The 18,351-nt window shown below is 33.1% G+C and carries 19 protein-coding genes (1 of these 19 only partly in view); 11 read left to right on the top strand and 8 right to left on the bottom strand.

Features of this window, described 5'->3' with window-relative positions:
• The 5 genes from thrS to U5A88_RS03715 all read left to right on the top strand — a co-directional run.
• Positions 1 to 1,552 carry the 3' portion of a threonine--tRNA ligase gene (thrS, locus tag U5A88_RS03735; RefSeq protein ID WP_354203891.1) on the top strand. It extends 398 nt beyond the left edge of the window, so 1,552 of the gene's 1,950 nt are visible here — the last part of the coding sequence; its start codon lies off the left edge, out of view; its stop codon occupies positions 1,550 to 1,552.
• A 51-nt stretch (positions 1,553 to 1,603) separates the two neighbouring features.
• On the top strand, positions 1,604 to 2,119 hold the full coding sequence (infC, locus tag U5A88_RS03730; RefSeq protein ID WP_354208125.1) for a translation initiation factor IF-3: 516 nt from the start codon (positions 1,604 to 1,606) through the stop codon (positions 2,117 to 2,119).
• 34 nt (positions 2,120 to 2,153) lie between these two features.
• Positions 2,154 to 2,351, top strand: coding sequence for a 50S ribosomal protein L35 (gene rpmI, locus U5A88_RS03725; protein ID WP_354203889.1), 198 nt, complete (start codon positions 2,154 to 2,156; stop codon positions 2,349 to 2,351).
• A 107-nt stretch (positions 2,352 to 2,458) separates the two neighbouring features.
• Complete coding sequence (rplT, locus tag U5A88_RS03720) at positions 2,459 to 2,803, top strand: 50S ribosomal protein L20 (protein WP_354203887.1); 345 nt, start codon at positions 2,459 to 2,461, stop codon at positions 2,801 to 2,803.
• Between the two features lie 108 nt (positions 2,804 to 2,911).
• Complete coding sequence (locus U5A88_RS03715; protein ID WP_354203885.1) at positions 2,912 to 3,715, top strand: HAD family hydrolase; 804 nt, start codon at positions 2,912 to 2,914, stop codon at positions 3,713 to 3,715.
• Positions 3,716 to 3,721: 6 nt separating this feature from the next.
• Here the strand turns inward: U5A88_RS03715 and U5A88_RS03710 are convergent, their stop codons facing one another.
• On the bottom strand, positions 3,722 to 4,144 hold the full coding sequence (locus U5A88_RS03710) for a secondary thiamine-phosphate synthase enzyme YjbQ (RefSeq protein WP_354203883.1): 423 nt from the start codon (positions 4,142 to 4,144) through the stop codon (positions 3,722 to 3,724).
• 55 nt (positions 4,145 to 4,199) lie between these two features.
• Here U5A88_RS03710 and U5A88_RS03705 point away from each other — a divergent pair, with 55 nt between their 5' ends.
• The 3 genes from U5A88_RS03705 (at position 4,200) to U5A88_RS03695 (ending at position 6,150) form a co-directional block, all read left to right on the top strand.
• Positions 4,200 to 5,099, top strand: coding sequence for a polysaccharide deacetylase family protein (locus tag U5A88_RS03705; protein ID WP_354203881.1), 900 nt, complete (start codon positions 4,200 to 4,202; stop codon positions 5,097 to 5,099).
• Between the two features lie 242 nt (positions 5,100 to 5,341).
• Complete coding sequence (locus tag U5A88_RS03700) at positions 5,342 to 5,701, top strand: TfoX/Sxy family protein (protein ID WP_354203879.1); 360 nt, start codon at positions 5,342 to 5,344, stop codon at positions 5,699 to 5,701.
• A complete protein-coding gene (locus tag U5A88_RS03695; RefSeq protein ID WP_354203877.1) occupies positions 5,698 to 6,150 on the top strand; it encodes a YciI family protein in 453 nt (150 codons plus the stop codon). Before U5A88_RS03700 ends, U5A88_RS03695 begins: the two co-directional genes overlap by 4 nt.
• Positions 6,151 to 6,159: 9 nt before the next feature.
• Here the strand turns inward: U5A88_RS03695 and U5A88_RS03690 are convergent, their stop codons facing one another.
• Both U5A88_RS03690 and U5A88_RS03685 read right to left on the bottom strand, forming a co-directional pair.
• The gene (locus U5A88_RS03690) at positions 6,160 to 7,266 is read right to left on the bottom strand and encodes a serine hydrolase (protein WP_354203875.1); all 1,107 of its coding nucleotides are present in this window, start codon (positions 7,264 to 7,266) and stop codon (positions 6,160 to 6,162) included.
• 40 nt (positions 7,267 to 7,306) lie between these two features.
• Positions 7,307 to 9,109, bottom strand: a complete 1,803-nt coding sequence (locus tag U5A88_RS03685) for a TonB-dependent receptor (protein WP_354203874.1) — start codon at positions 9,107 to 9,109, stop codon at positions 7,307 to 7,309.
• Positions 9,110 to 9,205: 96 nt separating this feature from the next.
• On the opposite strand from U5A88_RS03685, the gene U5A88_RS03680 reads away from it, so the two are divergent.
• Entirely contained in the window at positions 9,206 to 10,471 is a 1,266-nt protein-coding gene (locus U5A88_RS03680) for a Y-family DNA polymerase (protein WP_354203872.1), read from the top strand.
• Positions 10,472 to 10,519: 48 nt separating this feature from the next.
• Here U5A88_RS03680 and U5A88_RS03675 read toward each other — a convergent pair whose 3' ends face one another.
• The 4 genes from U5A88_RS03675 to U5A88_RS03660 form a co-directional block, all read right to left on the bottom strand.
• Entirely contained in the window at positions 10,520 to 11,893 is a 1,374-nt protein-coding gene (locus tag U5A88_RS03675; protein WP_354203871.1) for a phospholipase D family protein, read from the bottom strand.
• Positions 11,894 to 12,105: 212 nt separating this feature from the next.
• The gene (locus U5A88_RS03670) at positions 12,106 to 12,660 is read right to left on the bottom strand and encodes a DUF1572 family protein (protein ID WP_354203869.1); all 555 of its coding nucleotides are present in this window, start codon (positions 12,658 to 12,660) and stop codon (positions 12,106 to 12,108) included.
• Positions 12,661 to 12,716: 56 nt separating this feature from the next.
• The gene (gene msrB / locus U5A88_RS03665; protein ID WP_354203867.1) at positions 12,717 to 13,217 is read right to left on the bottom strand and encodes a peptide-methionine (R)-S-oxide reductase MsrB; all 501 of its coding nucleotides are present in this window, start codon (positions 13,215 to 13,217) and stop codon (positions 12,717 to 12,719) included.
• Between the two features lie 2 nt (positions 13,218 to 13,219).
• Positions 13,220 to 14,068, bottom strand: coding sequence for an alpha/beta fold hydrolase (locus tag U5A88_RS03660; protein ID WP_354203866.1), 849 nt, complete (start codon positions 14,066 to 14,068; stop codon positions 13,220 to 13,222).
• Positions 14,069 to 14,163: 95 nt separating this feature from the next.
• Between U5A88_RS03660 and U5A88_RS03655 the strand changes: the two genes are divergently transcribed.
• Together U5A88_RS03655 and U5A88_RS03650 are read left to right on the top strand one after the other, a co-directional pair.
• The gene (locus U5A88_RS03655; RefSeq protein WP_354203864.1) at positions 14,164 to 14,985 is read left to right on the top strand and encodes a M48 family metallopeptidase; all 822 of its coding nucleotides are present in this window, start codon (positions 14,164 to 14,166) and stop codon (positions 14,983 to 14,985) included.
• A gap of 165 nt (positions 14,986 to 15,150) precedes the next feature.
• Entirely contained in the window at positions 15,151 to 16,455 is a 1,305-nt protein-coding gene (locus U5A88_RS03650) for an MFS transporter (RefSeq protein ID WP_354203863.1), read from the top strand.
• Between the two features lie 101 nt (positions 16,456 to 16,556).
• Here U5A88_RS03650 and U5A88_RS03645 read toward each other — a convergent pair whose 3' ends face one another.
• On the bottom strand, positions 16,557 to 18,329 hold the full coding sequence (locus U5A88_RS03645) for a DEAD/DEAH box helicase (RefSeq protein ID WP_354203861.1): 1,773 nt from the start codon (positions 18,327 to 18,329) through the stop codon (positions 16,557 to 16,559).
• Positions 18,330 to 18,351 lie beyond the last annotated feature (22 nt).

Genomic DNA, 18,351 nt, shown 5'->3' with positions numbered 1-18,351 from the left:
TGAATTTAAATTGCGTGCGGTTTCAAAAGCGGATGCTTTAAATTATTATAAGGAGCGTAATAATGAGTTTAAAGTTGAGTTGATCGAAAACTTGACTGATGGTGAGATTACATTTTGCGATCATGCTGATTTTACAGATTTATGTCGCGGTGGCCACATCCCTAATACTGGATTCATAAAAGCAGTTAAAATAATGAGTGTAGCCGGTGCCTATTGGCGAGGTGATGAAAACAATAAGCAACTAACCCGTGTTTATGGTATTTCGTTTCCAAAACAAAAGGAGCTAACTGAATATTTACATCGACTTGAAGAAGCTAAAAAACGTGATCATAGAAAATTAGGTAAGGAACTTGAATTGTTTACTTTTTCGCAAAAAGTGGGACAAGGTTTACCTTTATGGTTACCGAAAGGTGCTGCTTTGCGTGAAAGATTAGAGAATTTTTTGAAAAAAGCACAAAAACAGGCAGGTTACGAAATGGTGGTAACACCACATATTGGTCAAAAAGAATTGTACGTAACCTCAGGACATTATGCTAAGTATGGTGAGGATAGTTTTCAACCGATTAATACCCCAAAAGAGGATGAAGAATTTTTGCTAAAACCGATGAACTGCCCACATCATTGTGAAATTTACAATAACAAACCGTATTCTTATAAAGATTTACCAAAACGTTTTGCAGAATTTGGTACGGTATATAGATATGAGCAAAGTGGTGAGCTACATGGTTTAACTCGTGTTAGAGGTTTTACTCAAGATGATGCTCACATTTTTTGTACCCCTGATCAATTAGACCAAGAATTTAAAAATGTTATTGACTTATCCTTATATGTACTAAATTCTTTAGGGTTAGACAATTATACCGCTCAAGTTTCAGTTAGGGATATGGATGATCCTGATAAATACATTGGAGACCCTGAACTTTGGGATAAGGCTGAACAAGCAATTATTAATGCCGCTGAAGACAAAGGATTGCCTTATATTATAGAAAGTGGTGAAGCTGCCTTTTACGGGCCTAAACTAGACTTTATGGTAAAGGATGCTTTAGGTAGAAAATGGCAATTAGGCACCATTCAGGTTGACTATACTTTGCCTGAACGTTTTGATTTATCTTACAAAGGCTCTGACAATCAATTACATAGACCTGTAATGATTCATAGAGCCCCTTTTGGATCTATGGAACGTTTTATTGCCTTATTATTAGAGCATACTGGAGGCAACTTTCCACTATGGCTTATGCCTGAGCAAGTTATTTTACTGCCAATCAGTGAGAAATATGAAAAATATAGTAAAAAAGTTTTACAATTGCTGGAAAATTACGAAATTCGCGGCCTGATTGATAATAGAAACGAAAAGACGGGTAAAAAGATTAGAGACGCAGAAGTTACTAAGATTCCGTTTATGATTATTATAGGTGAAGATGAGGAAAACTCTGAAACTATTTCAGTTAGAAAGCACGGAGGTGAAGATTTAGGAAAAATGACAGTTAAAGATTTTTCATCTTTGGTAAACAAAGAAATAAATAGTACATTAGAACAGTTTAAGTTTAATTAAAATTTTATAGCCATAGCAATACGAAGAAAAGGGGGTAGAAAACCTTGGAGAATACAAAAAGAAGATGCACATCGCATAAACGGTAACATTCGAGCTCAAGAAGTTCGTTTAGTTGGAGATAACGTAGAAATAGGAGTTTATCCTTTAGCACAAGCAAAGAAAATTGCTGAAGAGTTAGAGTTAGATCTTGTAGAGATATCGCCAAATGCATCACCACCAGTTTGTAAAGTTATTGACTATAAAAAGTTTTTATACGAACAAAAGAAACGCGAAAAAGCTTTAAAAGCTAAAGCGAGTAAAGTTGTAATGAAAGAGATCCGTTTTGGTCCAAATACTGACGACCATGATTATGATTTCAAAAAGAAACATGCTATTAAGTTTTTAAGCGAAGGTGCTAAGCTTAAGGCGTATGTATTTTTTAAAGGTCGTTCGATAGTTTACAAGGATCAAGGTGAAATTTTATTATTAAGGTTAGCCACCGATTTGGAAGATTACGGTAAGGTAGAACAATTACCAAGATTAGAAGGGAAACGAATGACAATGTTTATTGCTCCAAAGAAAAAATAAAGTAAGTAAGAATAAATATAAAAAGTAGGAGAAAATGCCTAAAATGAAAACAAAATCTAGTGCTAAAAAACGCTTTAAGCTAACAGGTACTGGTAAAATTAAAAGAAAGCATGCTTTTAAGAGTCATATATTGACAAAAAAATCTAAAAAGCGTAAGCTAAAATTAACACATTCAGGATTAGTACATAAAGCTGATGAAATGAACGTGTTAAAAATGTTAAAATTAAAATAGACTTAACCACAAGTTAAGTGTATAGGTAATTATTATTAACCATGTGTTAGTGCTCATTAAAATGCCAATAAAAATTAAGGCTGCCTAACTCAAAAACAATTAAAACTATGCCAAGATCGGTAAACTCAGTAGCTAAAAGAGCTCGTAGAAAAAAAATATTAAAACAAGCTAAAGGTTATTTTGGAAGACGTAAAAATGTTTACACAGTAGCTAAAAATGCGGTAGAAAAAGCAATGTCTTATTCTTACCGTGATAGAAAAAACAACAAACGTAACTTTAGAGGATTGTGGATTCAGCGGATAAACGCTGGAGCTCGTCAACATGGAATGTCTTATTCTCAATTTATGGGCAAAGTAAAAGCCAATAATATTGAACTGAACAGAAAAGTGTTGGCTGATTTAGCAATGAATCATCCTGACGCTTTCAAAGCAATCGTAGATAAAGTTAAATAAATAACAATATTCTTACTTATTGAAAATCCCGAGCTTTTTGTTCGGGATTTTTGTTTATTAGCATTTGATTTTTTATTAAACTATTTTTTACTTAAATTAATGTTTTTGATGGATTTATCTAAAGTTAAATTAGTAGTAACAGATTTGGACGGAACATTACTGAACTCAAAACATGAAGTCAGTGATGAATTTTTCAACTTGTTTAATCAATTAAAAGATCATATTCATTTTGTTGCTGCAAGTGGCCGACAATATCACAGCATGCGTTCTAAATTTGAGTCCATTTTAGAAGATATAACTATTGTTGCCGAAAATGGGGGCATTACCATGCAAGGAGATAAAGAACTCTTATTTACAGATTTAGAAGCGGAAAAAACGCAACAATTAATTTCAATAATCCGTCAACTAAATGGTGGTTACGCGGTGCTATGCGGAAAGGAAAGTGCCTATATTGAAACTGAAGATCAAGATTTTATATCATTATTTGATGAATATTATAGTAAATACAAAATTGTTAAAGATCTTAAAGAGGTTATGGATGACAATATTTTAAAAATAGCTGTTTACCATTTTAAATCTTCCGAGAAATATCTTTACCCTGCTTTAAAGCATCTAGAGCATGAGATAAAAATCAAAGTTTCAGGTAAAAATTGGTTGGACATGTCGCATGCCAATGCAAATAAAGGTTATGCCTTAGAACATTTACAACAAAAAATGGGAATTAGTAAAGCTGAGACTATGGTTTTTGGTGATTATAACAACGATTTGGAGATGTTATCATTGGCCGATTTTAGTTATGCTATGGAAAATGCCCATCCTAACGTAAAAAAAATCGCTAATTTTTCAACGAAGAGCAACAATGAACAAGGTGTTGAAATTGTTTTGGAACAATTACTTAAATCTAAATGTTAATTGGTTTTAATTTCCAAAAGCTGTAATAACCAAAGATCTTGAATTAGCATAATTACGATGCTCGCAGAGATAAACACCTTGCCATATTCCTAAATTTAATTTACCATTTGTAATTGGCACCTGCACAGAAGCTCCCAAAAGTGATGCTTTTATATGGGCAGGCATATCATCTGCTCCTTCATAGGTATGCATGTAATACGAAGCATTTTCTGGAACCATTACGTTAAAATGGCTTTCAAAATCTTGTCTTACTGTTGGGTCGGCATTTTCGTTTATGGTTAAACTGGCCGAAGAATGTTTTATAAACACTTGAAACATTCCAATCTTAATTTCTTCTATTTCGGGAATGGCTTTAAGTATTACATCCGTAATTAGATGAAACCCTCTTTTAAAAGGTTTTAATTTTATTTCTTTTTGAAAAGTTTTCATGAACTAAAATTTATTATAAAAAGTCTAATTTAGCATTCTACTTTACATAAGCAAAATGAAAAATAAAATTTTATTTCTTTTATTTCTTACCACGATTACACTTTCCGCCCAACCCAAAGTGAGCTTTACCTTTGATGATGGCTCAACAGCAAACAGGCCAGGTTATCCTTTTGAGCAATGGAACAAAATGTTACTTGACAATTTAGATGATGCCGATTTAAAAGCAGTTTTCTTTGTTACTGGTCGTAATAAAACAAATGAAAAAGGTAAATTTCTATTGAAAAGCTGGAACGATAAAGGTCATAATATTGCAAATCATACTTTTACGCACCCAAATTACAATAATGAAAAAATAAGTTTTGAAGATTTTAAAAAAGAAATCATCAAGACCGATAAAGTTATTAAAAAGTATGACAACTATATTAAACTTTTCCGGTTTCCTTATTTAAAAGAGGGTAACACTCAAGCAAAAGTAGATAGCATCAGAAAGTTTCTGATAGAACAAGATTATAAAAACGGTTATGTAACTATTGATGCTTCAGATTGGTATGTGGATAGTCGATTAATAAAACGCTTAAAAGAAAATCCGAAAGCAGATATTGAAGGTTTTAAAAAATATTACTTAGACCATCTTTTTGAAAAAGCAGAATATTACGAGAAAATCTCATTCCAGTTAACGGGCAGACATATTAAACATACTTTGCTATTACATCATAATTTAGCTGCTGCTCTGTTTTTAGATGATTTGATTTTACATTTTAAGGAAAAAGGTTGGGAACTTATTGATGCCGATGATGCTTTTAAAGACCCTATTTTTGATTCAAAACCTAAAAGTGCTGGTGAGAGTTTAATTTGGTCTTTGGCAAAAGATTCGGATAAACTTAAGCATTTAATAAGATATCCAGCGGAAGACAGCCAGTACGAAAAAGCTAAAATGGATAAGTTAGGATTGTGATTAAAAAATGCCCTACAAAAAGTGGATATATTTTAACTTAATATGATTTACAGCCCTTTATACATACCCAATCCTTTTATGAACTTTTTGATATCTGCTACTAGATGACAACACGAATCTTCAATACCTAATACAACTACTTAATAAAATTTTATTCTATAACGATTTACAAAAATATTCTAACTTTGTTTGCATTTTAGCAAAACTTTATGCGTAAATTATCTTAACACTTGGCTTAATTTATGTCCTACTGTACCAAACTTGCCGACAGAATAAGAGAATACGTAATTAATTTCTCCGATTTAACCATTGAAGAAAAGAAAATGTTCGGCGGGCTGGCTTTTATGGTTAATGGAAAAATGTGCGTCAGCGTGAGTAAGAATTGTTGGATGTGCAGGTTTGATCCAATTTTAGAAGAAAAGTTGGCAGAAAAACATGGTTACGAACCCATGGTTATGAAAGGTAAAACCTTAAAAGGCTATTGCTATGTACTTTCCGAAGGGGTCAGAACCCAAAGGATTTTTAAACATTGGATTAACTTGTATTTAAAGTTCAATGAAAGAGTGAAATCATCAAAAAACAATAAAAATATTTTTATATGAAAACTTTACTTTTAATTTTTGCACTGGTCATATCAACTTCTTTTTACGCTCAAGAAGAAACAGCAACTTTTGATGAAAAACTGGCTAATGAACTAGGTGCGGATAACTATGGAATGAAGCGTTATGTAATGGCCTTTTTAAAAAAAGGACCAAATAGAACCAAAGATTCTATTAAAGCGACGAATTTACAAATGGCACATATGTCAAATATAAAAAGACTGGCTGAAGAAGGGAAATTAGCAATTGCTGGACCATTTTTAGATAATGGAGAATTAAGGGGTATTTACATTTTTAACGTTGAAACCGTTGATGAAGCTAAAAAATTAACAGAAACCGACCCTGCAATACAAGCAGGAAGCTTGGTTATGGAGCTTCACCCTTGGTACGGTTCTGCAGCATTAGGTTTAGTGGCTAAATATCATGATAAAATTTCTAAAGTTAAAATGTAAGTTTCAAATTTATTTAAGAACCAATTGTCTGCCTAGCTCTGCTAAAAAAGGAATACCAATGGTTTCGGTTTCATAGACGCCATCGTTAAAAATTCTATTTTTATTAACGTGTATGGTAGCGGTGATGATATATTCTTTGTTGGTTGTTCTGTTTTTTATATATGCACAATCGGTCAAATACCCATAGGCATACCCTACTTTATTATATATTTCAATGTGGTCTGGCATGGCCGATTTATCATCGCCAAACATCAAAAATTTCACATAACTATCATAATATTCATCGCCATTATAACCCGCTTCTTTGGGCGAAATTTTCATCATATCCATCAAAAACTTCCTATCATTTTCCAATAAATGAAATTGTTTTTCTTTAGGATAAATTTCAGGAAACATCAATTGTTTCATCGTATTGTGTAAAGAAGTAACAGGTAGATAATTTTTAAAAGAAAAATCCATAGGTTTATTGACCAATTCGCCCTTGTCCAAATACCCTTTCCCTTTACTTAATTTTTCAATGCTCAAAGATTCCAACGACTTGTTTACTATCTGAGTAGTGGGCGTTGTAGTACTATCGTTTATATAAAAAAGAAGCGGTTTGGTGGTAAGCTCGTCTGAATCTGGCACAGATAATCGATGTGAAAAACGTGCTTTTATACCTTTGGTTTTTAGGCGAGTATTGATTTCATCTTGCCCCAGATATTCAAACAACCTGTTATTGGCTTCATTATCGCTTACGGCAAATATTTTTTTGATTTCATTAGCAAAAGTAGTGGTGAGCGAATCACCTTCAACAAAAAACTTGGTATTTCTGTCAAACCGATTATCTTCGTTCAGTTTTTCCAAGGCTAAAATGGCGGTTGGGAATTTTACCGTACTTGCTGGATAAAAATAGTTGTTATCATTAACCTGAAATTCGAAATCTTTAAAGACAATATTATTTTCTATATCTCTACTTACTTCGGTAAATAAAATTTGCACCTCATACTGTTCCAAGCTATCCATTACAGCACGTATCTTCTCTTCTTTAGAGGTCAATGCTTTTTCAAGTGGATTTTTTTGTGTTTGTGAGCATGCAGCACTAAACAGCAGTATAATAAAAAATAAAGCTCTCATGACTAGGGTTTTGGACTAGGTAAATATACGAAAAGTACTACTATAGAAAATTATAGGATAGCCCAAACATAAAATTTCCCTTTGGCATTGGTATCAAACCTTGCTCTCTATATTCCGTATTAAAGATATTATTTGCATTTGCAGAAATTTCCATTTTGTTGAACTTGACTCTTAACTTAACATCTACCAAATTGAAGGTTTGTCCATTTGTTCTTTCCACAAACCTAAAACTGACACTTTGATCTAAAAAAGATAAAAATTGCGTATGAAAGCTCGATGTAACTTGGTGTTTTAAACTATTTAGTCCATATCTAGTAAAGGTTGCATCAACATCTTTAATATCGTCATCAATAAAATTATAGCCCAATTTTATATATTGATTAAAACCAGCCGCATTAAAATTATAACGGAACGATGTTTCAAAACCTTTGGTGTTGACCTTGCTAAAATTTTGAGCTTTCCATTTATCAGCTTCGTTTTCTTTGGTATAGTCAATTAAATTATCTGAATCTCTGTTAAAAAAAGCCAAATTGAATTGGATTTTAGGTGTAGTATATTTAAAGCCGATCTCTTCAGAAAGAGCAGATTCTGGTTTTAAATCAGGATTACCTTCATTTGCCGGATCGGAATAATATAAATCCGTATATGTAGGAATACGATATGTGTAGCCTATATTCCCGTAAATTTTAATTTGGTCGGAAACCGAAAAACCCACATCTAAACCAGGGAAAATCTGTGTGTCAAAATCAGAAAAATAGGTAAATGCCAGTCCTGGTGTTATATCCAATTGATTACCGATTTCAAAACGATGTTCTAAAAAAGAAGTTAACATTAATCTATCGCGGTTGCCCAAATTATTACTCGATAAATACACTTTGTTTAGGTCTATTCCAAATCCTGTTTTACCCAGACCAGAGGTCAGTTCAAAATTGGTTTCGGCAGCAATTTTATTTGAGATATGAAAGTTTCTAAAAAAACTTGGGTCAAACCGTTTTAACAAAAACATATCTTGATTTCTTCTCCAATAAATTCTTGGCTTTATAACTAGATTTTTAGTATTGTATTCAGACGATATTGCAAATAAACTTGTCTGTGTTTCTTCATATTCATTCCAATCTGGATTCGAGGTGTAAAAATTTTCCGCACCAAATTTCCGTTCACTCAACGAAACCAAAAAGTTATAACTTTTTATTTTCGATTTTAAAAATACCGAAGTATTGTCAAAATCAGAATTAGCTCTATACCCATCTGATTTTTGCTTTTGAGCATGGATTTGCAAATCACCATTAGCGAATGCCCTTCTATACCCTGCTGCTATTTTTAAATTTGAATATGAACCATAGCCTACTGATGCATTTAACCCATCAGAACTAATTTTTTTAGTAACAATATTTATAGCTCCAGCAAAGGCATTTTGACCAAACACTCTAGCAGCTGGGCCTTTAATGATTTCAATGCGTTCAATATTATCTAAAGAAACCATAGCATTCATAGTATGATGACCCGTTTGTGCGTCATCCATTTTAATACCATCAATTAAAATAAGGGTTTGATCAAAACTACCCCCTCTAATATAAAGATCGGATTGTGTGCCGTCAACACCCCTTTGCCGTACATCTATTCCTGCAACCTGTTGCAAAACATCAACAACATTAGTGGCTGTAGAGTTTTTAATTTCTTTAGCAGTTATTAAGTTTATAGTTCTTGAAGTTTTAAAATAAGGTATTGATATTCTGTTTGTAGAAATGACTACTTCTTTTAATTTTACGGTATCGTTTTGGGCTTCAACTAAGTTGCTTATAAAGCAAAAAAACACTAATAGAAGATTTATTTTTTTTAGCATTACCAAGTTTTATAATTGCGGCAAATATAGGTAAATTTGTTAAGCATAAACTAATCAAATCAATAGTATAAAAATAGTTTTATTTACCTTTACAAAATGTTTGCACTTGTAGATTGTAATAATTTTTATGCTTCGTGCGAAAGGGCTTTTAACCCTGATTTACGTCATAAGCCAATTGCTATTTTATCAAATAATGATGGTTGTGTAATCGCTCGAAGCGATGAAGCAAAAGCTTTAGAGTTGCCAATGGGAGCTCCTGCTTTTAAGTACAAACTGTTCTTTAAAGAAAATAACATCCATGTGTTTTCTTCAAATTACCCGCTGTATGGTGATATGAGCAGCAGGGTAATGTCCATTTTACAACAATTTACACCCGATGTTGACGTATATAGTATTGATGAAGCTTTTTTACAATTTAAAGGATTTGAAAATTACAATTTTAATAGTTACGGAAACGATATCAGACAACGCATTTTAAAATGGACTGGACTTCCTACTTGTGTTGGCATTGCCCCGACAAAAGCCTTGTCTAAAGTGGCTAATAAAATTGCTCGTAAATTCCCCGAACAAACCAATGGCATATTTGTAATCGATTCTGATGAAAAACGTATAAAAGCCTTAAAATGGACTAAAATAGCCTCAGTCTGGGGCATTGGTTATGGCTTGCAAAAGCGTTTAAAAGCTAAAAATGTTAGAACAGCTTACGATTTTTCACAATTGTCAGATGAGTGGGTACTGAAAAATTTCTCGATAACTGAATGGAAATTAAAAAAAGATTTGGAAGGTATTGCCACGTTGCAATTAGATAATTATAAAGCTAAAAAAGCAATTGCTACCACCAGAAGCTTTGAATATACTTTTTCTGATTTAATAAATATACAAGAACGCGTATCGACTTTTGCCAGTAGTTGTGCCGAAAAGTTGCGAAAACAAAATTCAAGCTGTCATATGATAATTGTACTGTTAAGCAGCGATAGACATAAAAAAGATACACCACGCCATAGGGCAAATACTACAGTGGCATTTCCTTATCCTACAAATTCATCACTGGTTATAAGTAATGCTGCCGTTAAAGCGGTTGCTAGAATCTTTAAAAAAGGTGTAAAATATAAACGTGCAGGTGTTATTGTTACAGGATTGGTACCTACCGATAATCATCAATTGGATTTATTTAACCATGAGAATCCTAAGCACCGACCGTTGATGTCCGCATTGGATGAACTAAACAATAAATATGGCGACTATAAATTGAAATTGGCCAATCAAGACCTGAAACGAACGTGGAAAATGCGTCAAGAACATTTATCTCCAAAATACACAACAAATATCAACGAAATACTCAAAGTTAAAGCCGATTATTAATCATTTTTTATTGCCTAAATCTTGCTGTTTTGATATTTAACAAAACTTCTACAAAATCTCTTTAGGTACAATTTTGCGTGTCCAAGTTTTTATACGTTTACCTATTTTGACTTTATTGTCGGGATTAAAATCCAATGTTGTCCGCCAAGAATTTTCAGGTTTAAATTCTATTTCCATACCTTTTAAAACACCTTCGGTTACTTTTTTGTCATGAATAATTGCTAAACATTCAGTATTTAGATTGGCACTTCTAGGGTCGAGATTAAAAGTGCCTATAACCGTTGTTTCATTATCAATAATCATAGATTTTGAATGCAACCCAAAAATGGGTTTAAAATCTAATTTTGCCTGCAGTTCACCTGTCATTATTTTAAAACGTTCTTCGGCATCGGGTTTAAATTCGTAGATTTCTACACCTGTTTCCAACAAAGCTTTTCTGTCCCGTTGATAACCATTAAAGGCTTCTAAATTATCTGTTGAAGCTAGACTATTGGTCAGAATCCTAATTTTTACTCCGCGTTTTATGGCATCACTAAATAGATTACGACTTAATTCAGTAGTAATTAAATAAGGCGTTTGAATGTCTAAAGAAGTTTTGGCGTTTTTAACCAATTTAATTAGAGCGTCAGTAGTGTAACCACCGCCGCCCAAACCTTCGGATCCGTCATTTTTTCCTGGTGCATCGGAGACGAATTCTACTTGGTCGGTCCAAACCAAACCACCAGATTCTTTAATGTTTTTAAATGCAGTAGGTAAATTTTCAATTTGTGAACGAATTTGAGGCCAAAAATTTTCGGGATTACACGCATATTGATGTAATTTTTCAAATCGGTTGGAATCATTAAAATTTTCTGGTAACTCATCCGTTAAACTTTGAATGGGAACACTTAAATCATTATTCCAAAATTGTTCAAAAGATCGCTCTACTTTTGGAGCAATTTTACCCAATAAAAGTACATCCCTGTCTCTAAAGTTATACTCGTGGTCATAATCAAAATATTCATCAGCAATATTACGCCCGCCTGTAACAACTACTTTACTATCAACAATAAAGGTTTTATTATGCATTCGTAAATTAGCATTTCTAAAGTCGGTAGCAAACTTTTTAAGTTTGCCGACAATACTTTTACCTAGATTAACACCTGGGTTATAGACTTTAATGCTGATATTTTCGTGGGAGTCCATCATTAAAACATCTTCTAAATCCGCGTCAACCATAATATCATCAACCAAAATTCGCACTTTTACACCTCGGTCTGCTGCTCTAACCAAATAATCACAAGCAATAAGTCCCACGTTATCCGTAGAAAAAATAAAATACTGAATATCAATAGTTTTTTCAGCATAATCGGTAAGCCAAGCTCTAGTAATTAACGAGCCACCGCCATCTTCTAAAACGTAAACACCGGTTTTAGCTTGCATTTTTTCAGCTATATCAGCTAATTCCTTAGAAAGGGTGATGCTATCATTTCTTTGTATGGAATCGCAAAAATTTTGTGTAGTAACTGATTCGGATATTTGCTTTTTACAAGATGCTATAAAAAAAATAATCAATAGAAACCTTATCGAAAAGCATTTTAAAGAAGAGGGATATATCATTAAGTTTTAATCTTAAGATTGATTATTTAAAGGCATTATAGGCCATCCGTAAAATGACCACGATGTTTTTCTCTGTCAAATTTTTCTTTATTGTAAGTTGAAGATTCGTTTTTAGGAATTGAAAGACTTTTCCATTGTTCACTTTTAATCAATTTACCAGCATAAACCAATTGCCCAACATGATATGAATAGTGGCACAATTGCCTATTTATTGCTTCTAAAACAGTATGGCCTTCGTTCCTTATATAAATAATGCGTTCTAAATCTTCTGCTTTAAGTTGATTGATTATATTAAATAAACAATCCCAACCTTTTTCCCAAGCTGTTGTCATTTCGGTTTTTGAAGTATAGGTATCTTCAAATTCGGTATCTCTGTGCCGCCAATCTTTTTCACCATCTTCAGTATAAAAATTAGTCCAACGCGATAGCATATTTCCAACTATGTGTTTTGTTATAATAGCAATACTATTACTATCATTATTAAACTGCCAATGAATTTCGGTGTCGTTAAGTTGTTCAAAAGTCTTATCTCCCAAACTTTTGTAATAGGCAAATTGCTTCTGTATGCTTTTGATATAATTTTTATTCATGCTGCAAAAAAAGAGTCCTCATTACAAGGACTCTAAAGTTAATAAAATATTATCAATTATTTTTTCTCAGCTGGGACAAACTTAATGGAACTAGTATTAACACAATAGCGTTTCCCAGTTGTCTCTTTAGGTCCATCATCAAAAATATGCCCTAAGTGGCCTTCACATTTGGTACAAGTTATTTCAGTTCTAATCATACCATGACTTATATCTTTGGTGAAATCTATAGTGCCAGGAATGGCATCATCAAAAGAAGGCCAACCACAGTGGCTTTCGTATTTACTTCCAGACTCAAATAACTGGGCATTACAAGCTCTACAAACATAGGTGCCTTTTTCGAAATGTTTTGTATAACCACCATCACCTGGTCTGTCAGTACCTTTTTGACGTAAAACATAATATTCTTGATCTGTCAATTGAGCTTTCCACTCTGCTTCTGTTTTCACGATTTTATCTTTTTTTTCAGTTGTTTTTTTACTTTTAGTATTATTTTTTTGAGCTGTACTTGTACAACTCATTGTTAATGAAATAATTAATAATATAAGTGTATTCTTCATTTTTAACTTTTTAAAAAATCTATAATTTTATTTATAGTACTATGGTCTCTTAGTATTTTTCGATGCCCTAAACCGTTCGTAATTATGAGCCTACCATTTGCTAAATTTTGTCGTATTTTGTAAGCCGAACTTACATCTACATCTTTATCTTGGGTATCGTGAACTACCAAGGTGGGAATTTTTACTTTTTTTGCACTTGTAAGTGCAGCTAATGATTCTAGATGTACTTTAAACTTTGATTTAATTTGCTTACGCATTGTTTCAGCAACTTTTGGTTTTAACTTCAATTTTTGCACAAAAACATCTAAAATTTTATTGTTTGAACCTTCAATGCCTATTGTAACTAATTTATTTAAAAAAGATTTTTTTGATAAGGATGCCAATAATGCCATACCTCCAAATGAATGTCCAATAGCAGCTTCAAAAGGACCAAATTTTTCATTTAGAAATTCGATAGTGGCAATACATTCAATTAAATTGGTCGTTTTCCCAGAGGACAATCCGTGTGATGGCAGGTCAACACTAATAACCATCATGCCGTTTTCCAATAATTTGTCTGCAATTTCATAGAGTTGTGTACCACGCCCAGCCCAACCGTGTACTAATAGTATTTTTGTTTTGGAAAATCCATATTCATAAATATTCACTTCTTTTTCTATAGCAGCAATATTAACCATAATATTTTTTGCACTCTTACGCATCATTTCTTCTCTTTCGGGAACTTTAAACTTAGGAGGTGCAGTAAAAAGTTTTAATGCAAAATTTGAAGCTAATTTACTTGAGAATAATTGTAAGAACTGTCCGGTTCCGATAATTGAACTGGGTACCTCAAAGGTGTTTTTTTTTGGCATTAATTTTGAATTATTGGCTGTAATAATATATAATTACGAAGTTAAACAATTTTTGTATATTTACTTTTACAATTTAAAAACATAACATATTAAAGATGAAAAAAATAATTACCCTGACTGTAGTAACCCTATTTTTAATAAGCTGTAGTACAGTGCCAATTACGGGTAGAAAAAGAGTAAATTTTGTAAGTGATGCACAAGTATTGCCGATGGCTTTTGCTCAGTATCAAGGATTTTTAGCTGAAAATAAATTATCTACAAATGCAGCTAAAACAAAGCAAATAAAAGAAATTGGTGCTAGAATATCTCAAGCAGTAGATCGATTTATGCGGGTTAACGGTATGCAAGCAGAAGCAGATAGTTATAAATGGGAGTTCAATTTAATTGAAGATAAAACTGTAAATGCTTGGTGTATGCCAGGTGGCAAGGTGGTTTTTTATACCGGTATTTTACCTATTTGTAAAAATGAAGATGGTATTGCTGCTGTGATGGGTCACGAGGTAGCCCATGCTTTTGCCAAACATGGCCAAGAGCGTATGTCAACAGGTACGTTACAACAATTAGGAGGTGTGGCCGTAGCGGTAGCAACGGCTAATAAATCACCTGAACAACGTCAAATTTGGAATACTGCTTACGGAATTGGCTCAACAGTTGGCGTAATGTTACCTTTTAGTAGAACCCATGAGCGTGAAGCCGATAGACTGGGATTGGTATTTATGATTATGGCAGGCTATAATGGTGAAGAAGCTGCTGAGGTTTGGGTCAGAATGAGCCAACGCGATGGAGCTGGTCAAGCACCGCCACAAATTTTAAGTACACACCCATCTAACCAGTCAAGAATAGCCGATTTAAAGGCTTATTTACCGAAAGCAAGAGTAATGGCTAAAAAATTTAATGCCAAAGCATTAGCCAACTAACCACTATAGGTGGATTTAGTATTTCTTTTGATATCTAGTAAAACGTTCGGAATAGCTGATATTGAATAATCAAATTTTCGCTACTCCTTTTAAAATAATTAGTACATTGTAAGCCGTATTTCAATTGATATACGGCTTTTTAATTTATCAACCTACCCCAAACCTATGTTAAAAAGAGGAGATAAAAAACTAATCAATGCTTGGTCGTTTTATGATTGGGCTAATTCAGTATATTCTTTAGTAATTGGTACGGCCGTTTTTCCTATTTATTATGAATCGGTAACTAAGGAGGGAAATGGTATAGTGAATTTTTTAGGTACAGAATGGTACAATACAACTATATATTCGTATGCCCTAGGTTTTTCCTTTTTAATAGTTGCTTTGTTATCACCAATATTGTCTGCAATTGCAGATTATACAGGCAATAAAAAAAAATTCTTAAAATTCTTCTGTTTTTTAGGATCTTTATCAGTGATGATGCTATTTTTCTTTACAGGTAAAGAAACGATTTGGATTGGTATTGTTTTTACCATTTTGGCGAGCATAGGTTTTTGGGGAAGCATTGTTTTTTATAACGCTTATTTGCCCAAAGTTGCTTTTCCTGAACAACAAGATAAAGTGAGTGCCAAAGGTTTTATGTTAGGCTATATAGGTTCAGTAATTTTATTAGCATTTAATTTATCAATGGTTATGATGCCTGAATTATATGGCATTACTGACTCAACGTTACCGGCAAGAATATCATTCTTGACAGTTGGTATTTGGTGGATAGGTTTTGCACAGTATACTTTTAATAATTTACCAAATAACCCCTATAAACGTAAGCCCGAAAAAGATTTCATTTTTAAAGGATATAAAGAGTTATTATTAGTTCTAAAAGAGATTAAAACACAGTCACAATTAAAAATATTATTGATTTCATTTTTTTTATATAGTGTTGGCGTTCAAACAATAATATTGTTAGCATCTGTTTTTGGCACTAAAGATTTAGGTTTAGAGACCAGTAATTTAATAATTACAATATTGTTAATTCAACTTGTTGGAATAGTGGGTGCCTATTTTTTTTCCAGGCTATCTACTAAAATTGGCAATATAAAGGCATTAAAAATTACGATAATAATCTGGGCTTTTGCTTGCGTTGGTGCTTATCTATTAAATAGAGAAGACCCGAATGTGTATTTGAAATTTTATGCTCTGGGTGGATTTTTAGGTTTAGTATTGGGTGCTATACAAACATTATCTAGATCTACATATTCTAAATTGATTCCTGATGAAACGCATGATCATGCTACCTATTTTAGCTTTTACGATGTCACAGAAAAGGTTGCAATAGTGGTAGGAATGATTATTGCTGGTATTGTAACTTCTTATACTAACTCTCTTAAGTTGTTCATATTAATTTTAGGTGTATTTTTTATTGCAGGTTTTATCGTACTTAGTTTTATGAAAGCATCAAAGTATGTGAAGTAATATTTTAGTGCTAATAGGGTAATTGACAGTATGTCGAACTTAAAAAACTCTGAACTCATAACTCCAAATTCAGAACTTTTTTCTTCGCACCTCTTGTCTATTTAGCGTCTTCCACTTCTTTTGGCTCCGCCAAAACCACCTTTCTTTTTTCCTTTGTAGCCTCCGCCAGAGTTTTTACCCTTATAACCTCCTCCGCCAGAACGTCTGTCTCTGCCGCCACCTCCAGATCTTCCACCACCAAAGCCTCGTTTTTTACCACTTCTTCTTCCACCACCTTTAGGTTTTGTGGTTACTTCTACAATTAACGATCTGCCTCCAAATTCTGCATGTTTAAAAGCATCTACTACTTTATCAGCAAAGGCTTTGTCAATTTCAAAAAAAGAGAAACTTTTAAGAATTTCTATCTGACCAATTTCTACATCTCTCTTTTTAAGATATTCATTGATTAATCCCATTAACTTAGCAGGATTCAATCCGTCCATCTTACCGATGTTAATATAGAATCTTGTAAAGTTTTCATCTGCACTTCTTCTACGTTCTCTTGAATCATCACCATTTAAATCTGGTGCACCTTTGTAATAGGATAAAAATGAGTTAAACTCAATAGAAACAAATCGTTTTATCAATTCGTCATGGTCAATATCCTTTAATTGATCATAAATACTTTCTAAATAGGGACTGATTTGCTCTTCGTTTACTTCAACATCTTTTACCTTTTCTATCAGTTTAAACAATTGTCTTTCGCAAATTTCTTTCCCACCAGGTACTTGTTGGTGAACGAATTTTTTACCAATTTTTTTCTCTATAGGTTTTAGAGCATTCTTTTCTCTATTATTAATAATAGCAATAGATATTCCTTCTTTGCCCGCTCTACCTGTTCTACCACTTCTGTGCGTGTAATTTTCAGCTTGATCGGGCAATTTATAGTTAATTACGTGAGTAAGGTCATCCACATCCAAACCTCTTGCGGCAACATCGGTAGCAACTAAAATTTGCAAATGTTTAGATCGGAACTTTTCCATAACTATATCACGTTGAGCTTGCGATAAATCGCCGTGTAAAGCATCTGCATTATAACCATCGTCAATTAAATTTGCCGCTACATTTTTAGTTTCTCTACGCGTTCTACAAAATACTATGGCATAAATATCAGGGTTTACATCTGCCAATCTTTTTAGCGTTGGGTATCTGTTTTTTTCTGAAACTAAATAATATTCATGCGAAACTTTATCGGCACCGGCATTCTTTTTACCTGCACTAATTTCAACAGGTTTAGTCATATAGTTTTTAGCAATTGCATCTACTTCTCTGGGAAAAGTAGCTGAAAATAACAGGGTTTGTTTTTCTCTTGGGGTAACTTCTAGAATTTGATCCAAGTCGTCTTTAAAGCCCATGTTTAACATCTCATCTGCCTCATCAAGTACAACCCACTCAATATCTTTTAGTTTTAGCTGTTTGCGTTTAATTAAATCGACCGTTCTGCCCGGTGTGCCCACAACAATTTGTGCACCTTTTTTCAGTCCACGAATTTGCTCGTCAATATTAGCTCCTCCGTAAACAGTAACTACATTAACACGCTTCATGTACTTAGAAAACTCTTCTATGTTTTTTCCAATTTGAATGGCTAACTCCCGTGTAGGTGATAAAATTATTGCTTGAGTGGTTTTGCTTTCAGTATTCAGTTTTTCTAAAATGGGTAAACTAAAAGCAGCGGTTTTACCTGTACCAGTTTGTGCAAATGCTTTTAAGTCATCAGCGGCACTTATTATTTGTGGTATGGCTTGTTGTTGAATAGGGGTAGGTTTTTCGTAACCCAAATCTGTCAAAGCGTTGACAATTTCTTGACGTAAGCCAAGTTCATTAAATAAAGACATCTATTAAAATTTATCAAACTAA

Source organism: Aureibaculum sp. 2308TA14-22, from assembly GCF_040538665.1.
Classification (GTDB): Bacteria; Bacteroidota; Bacteroidia; order Flavobacteriales; family Flavobacteriaceae; genus Aureibaculum.
Note: the sequence above shows the minus strand (reverse complement) of the source record. Positions and strands in the feature narration are given on the sequence as shown.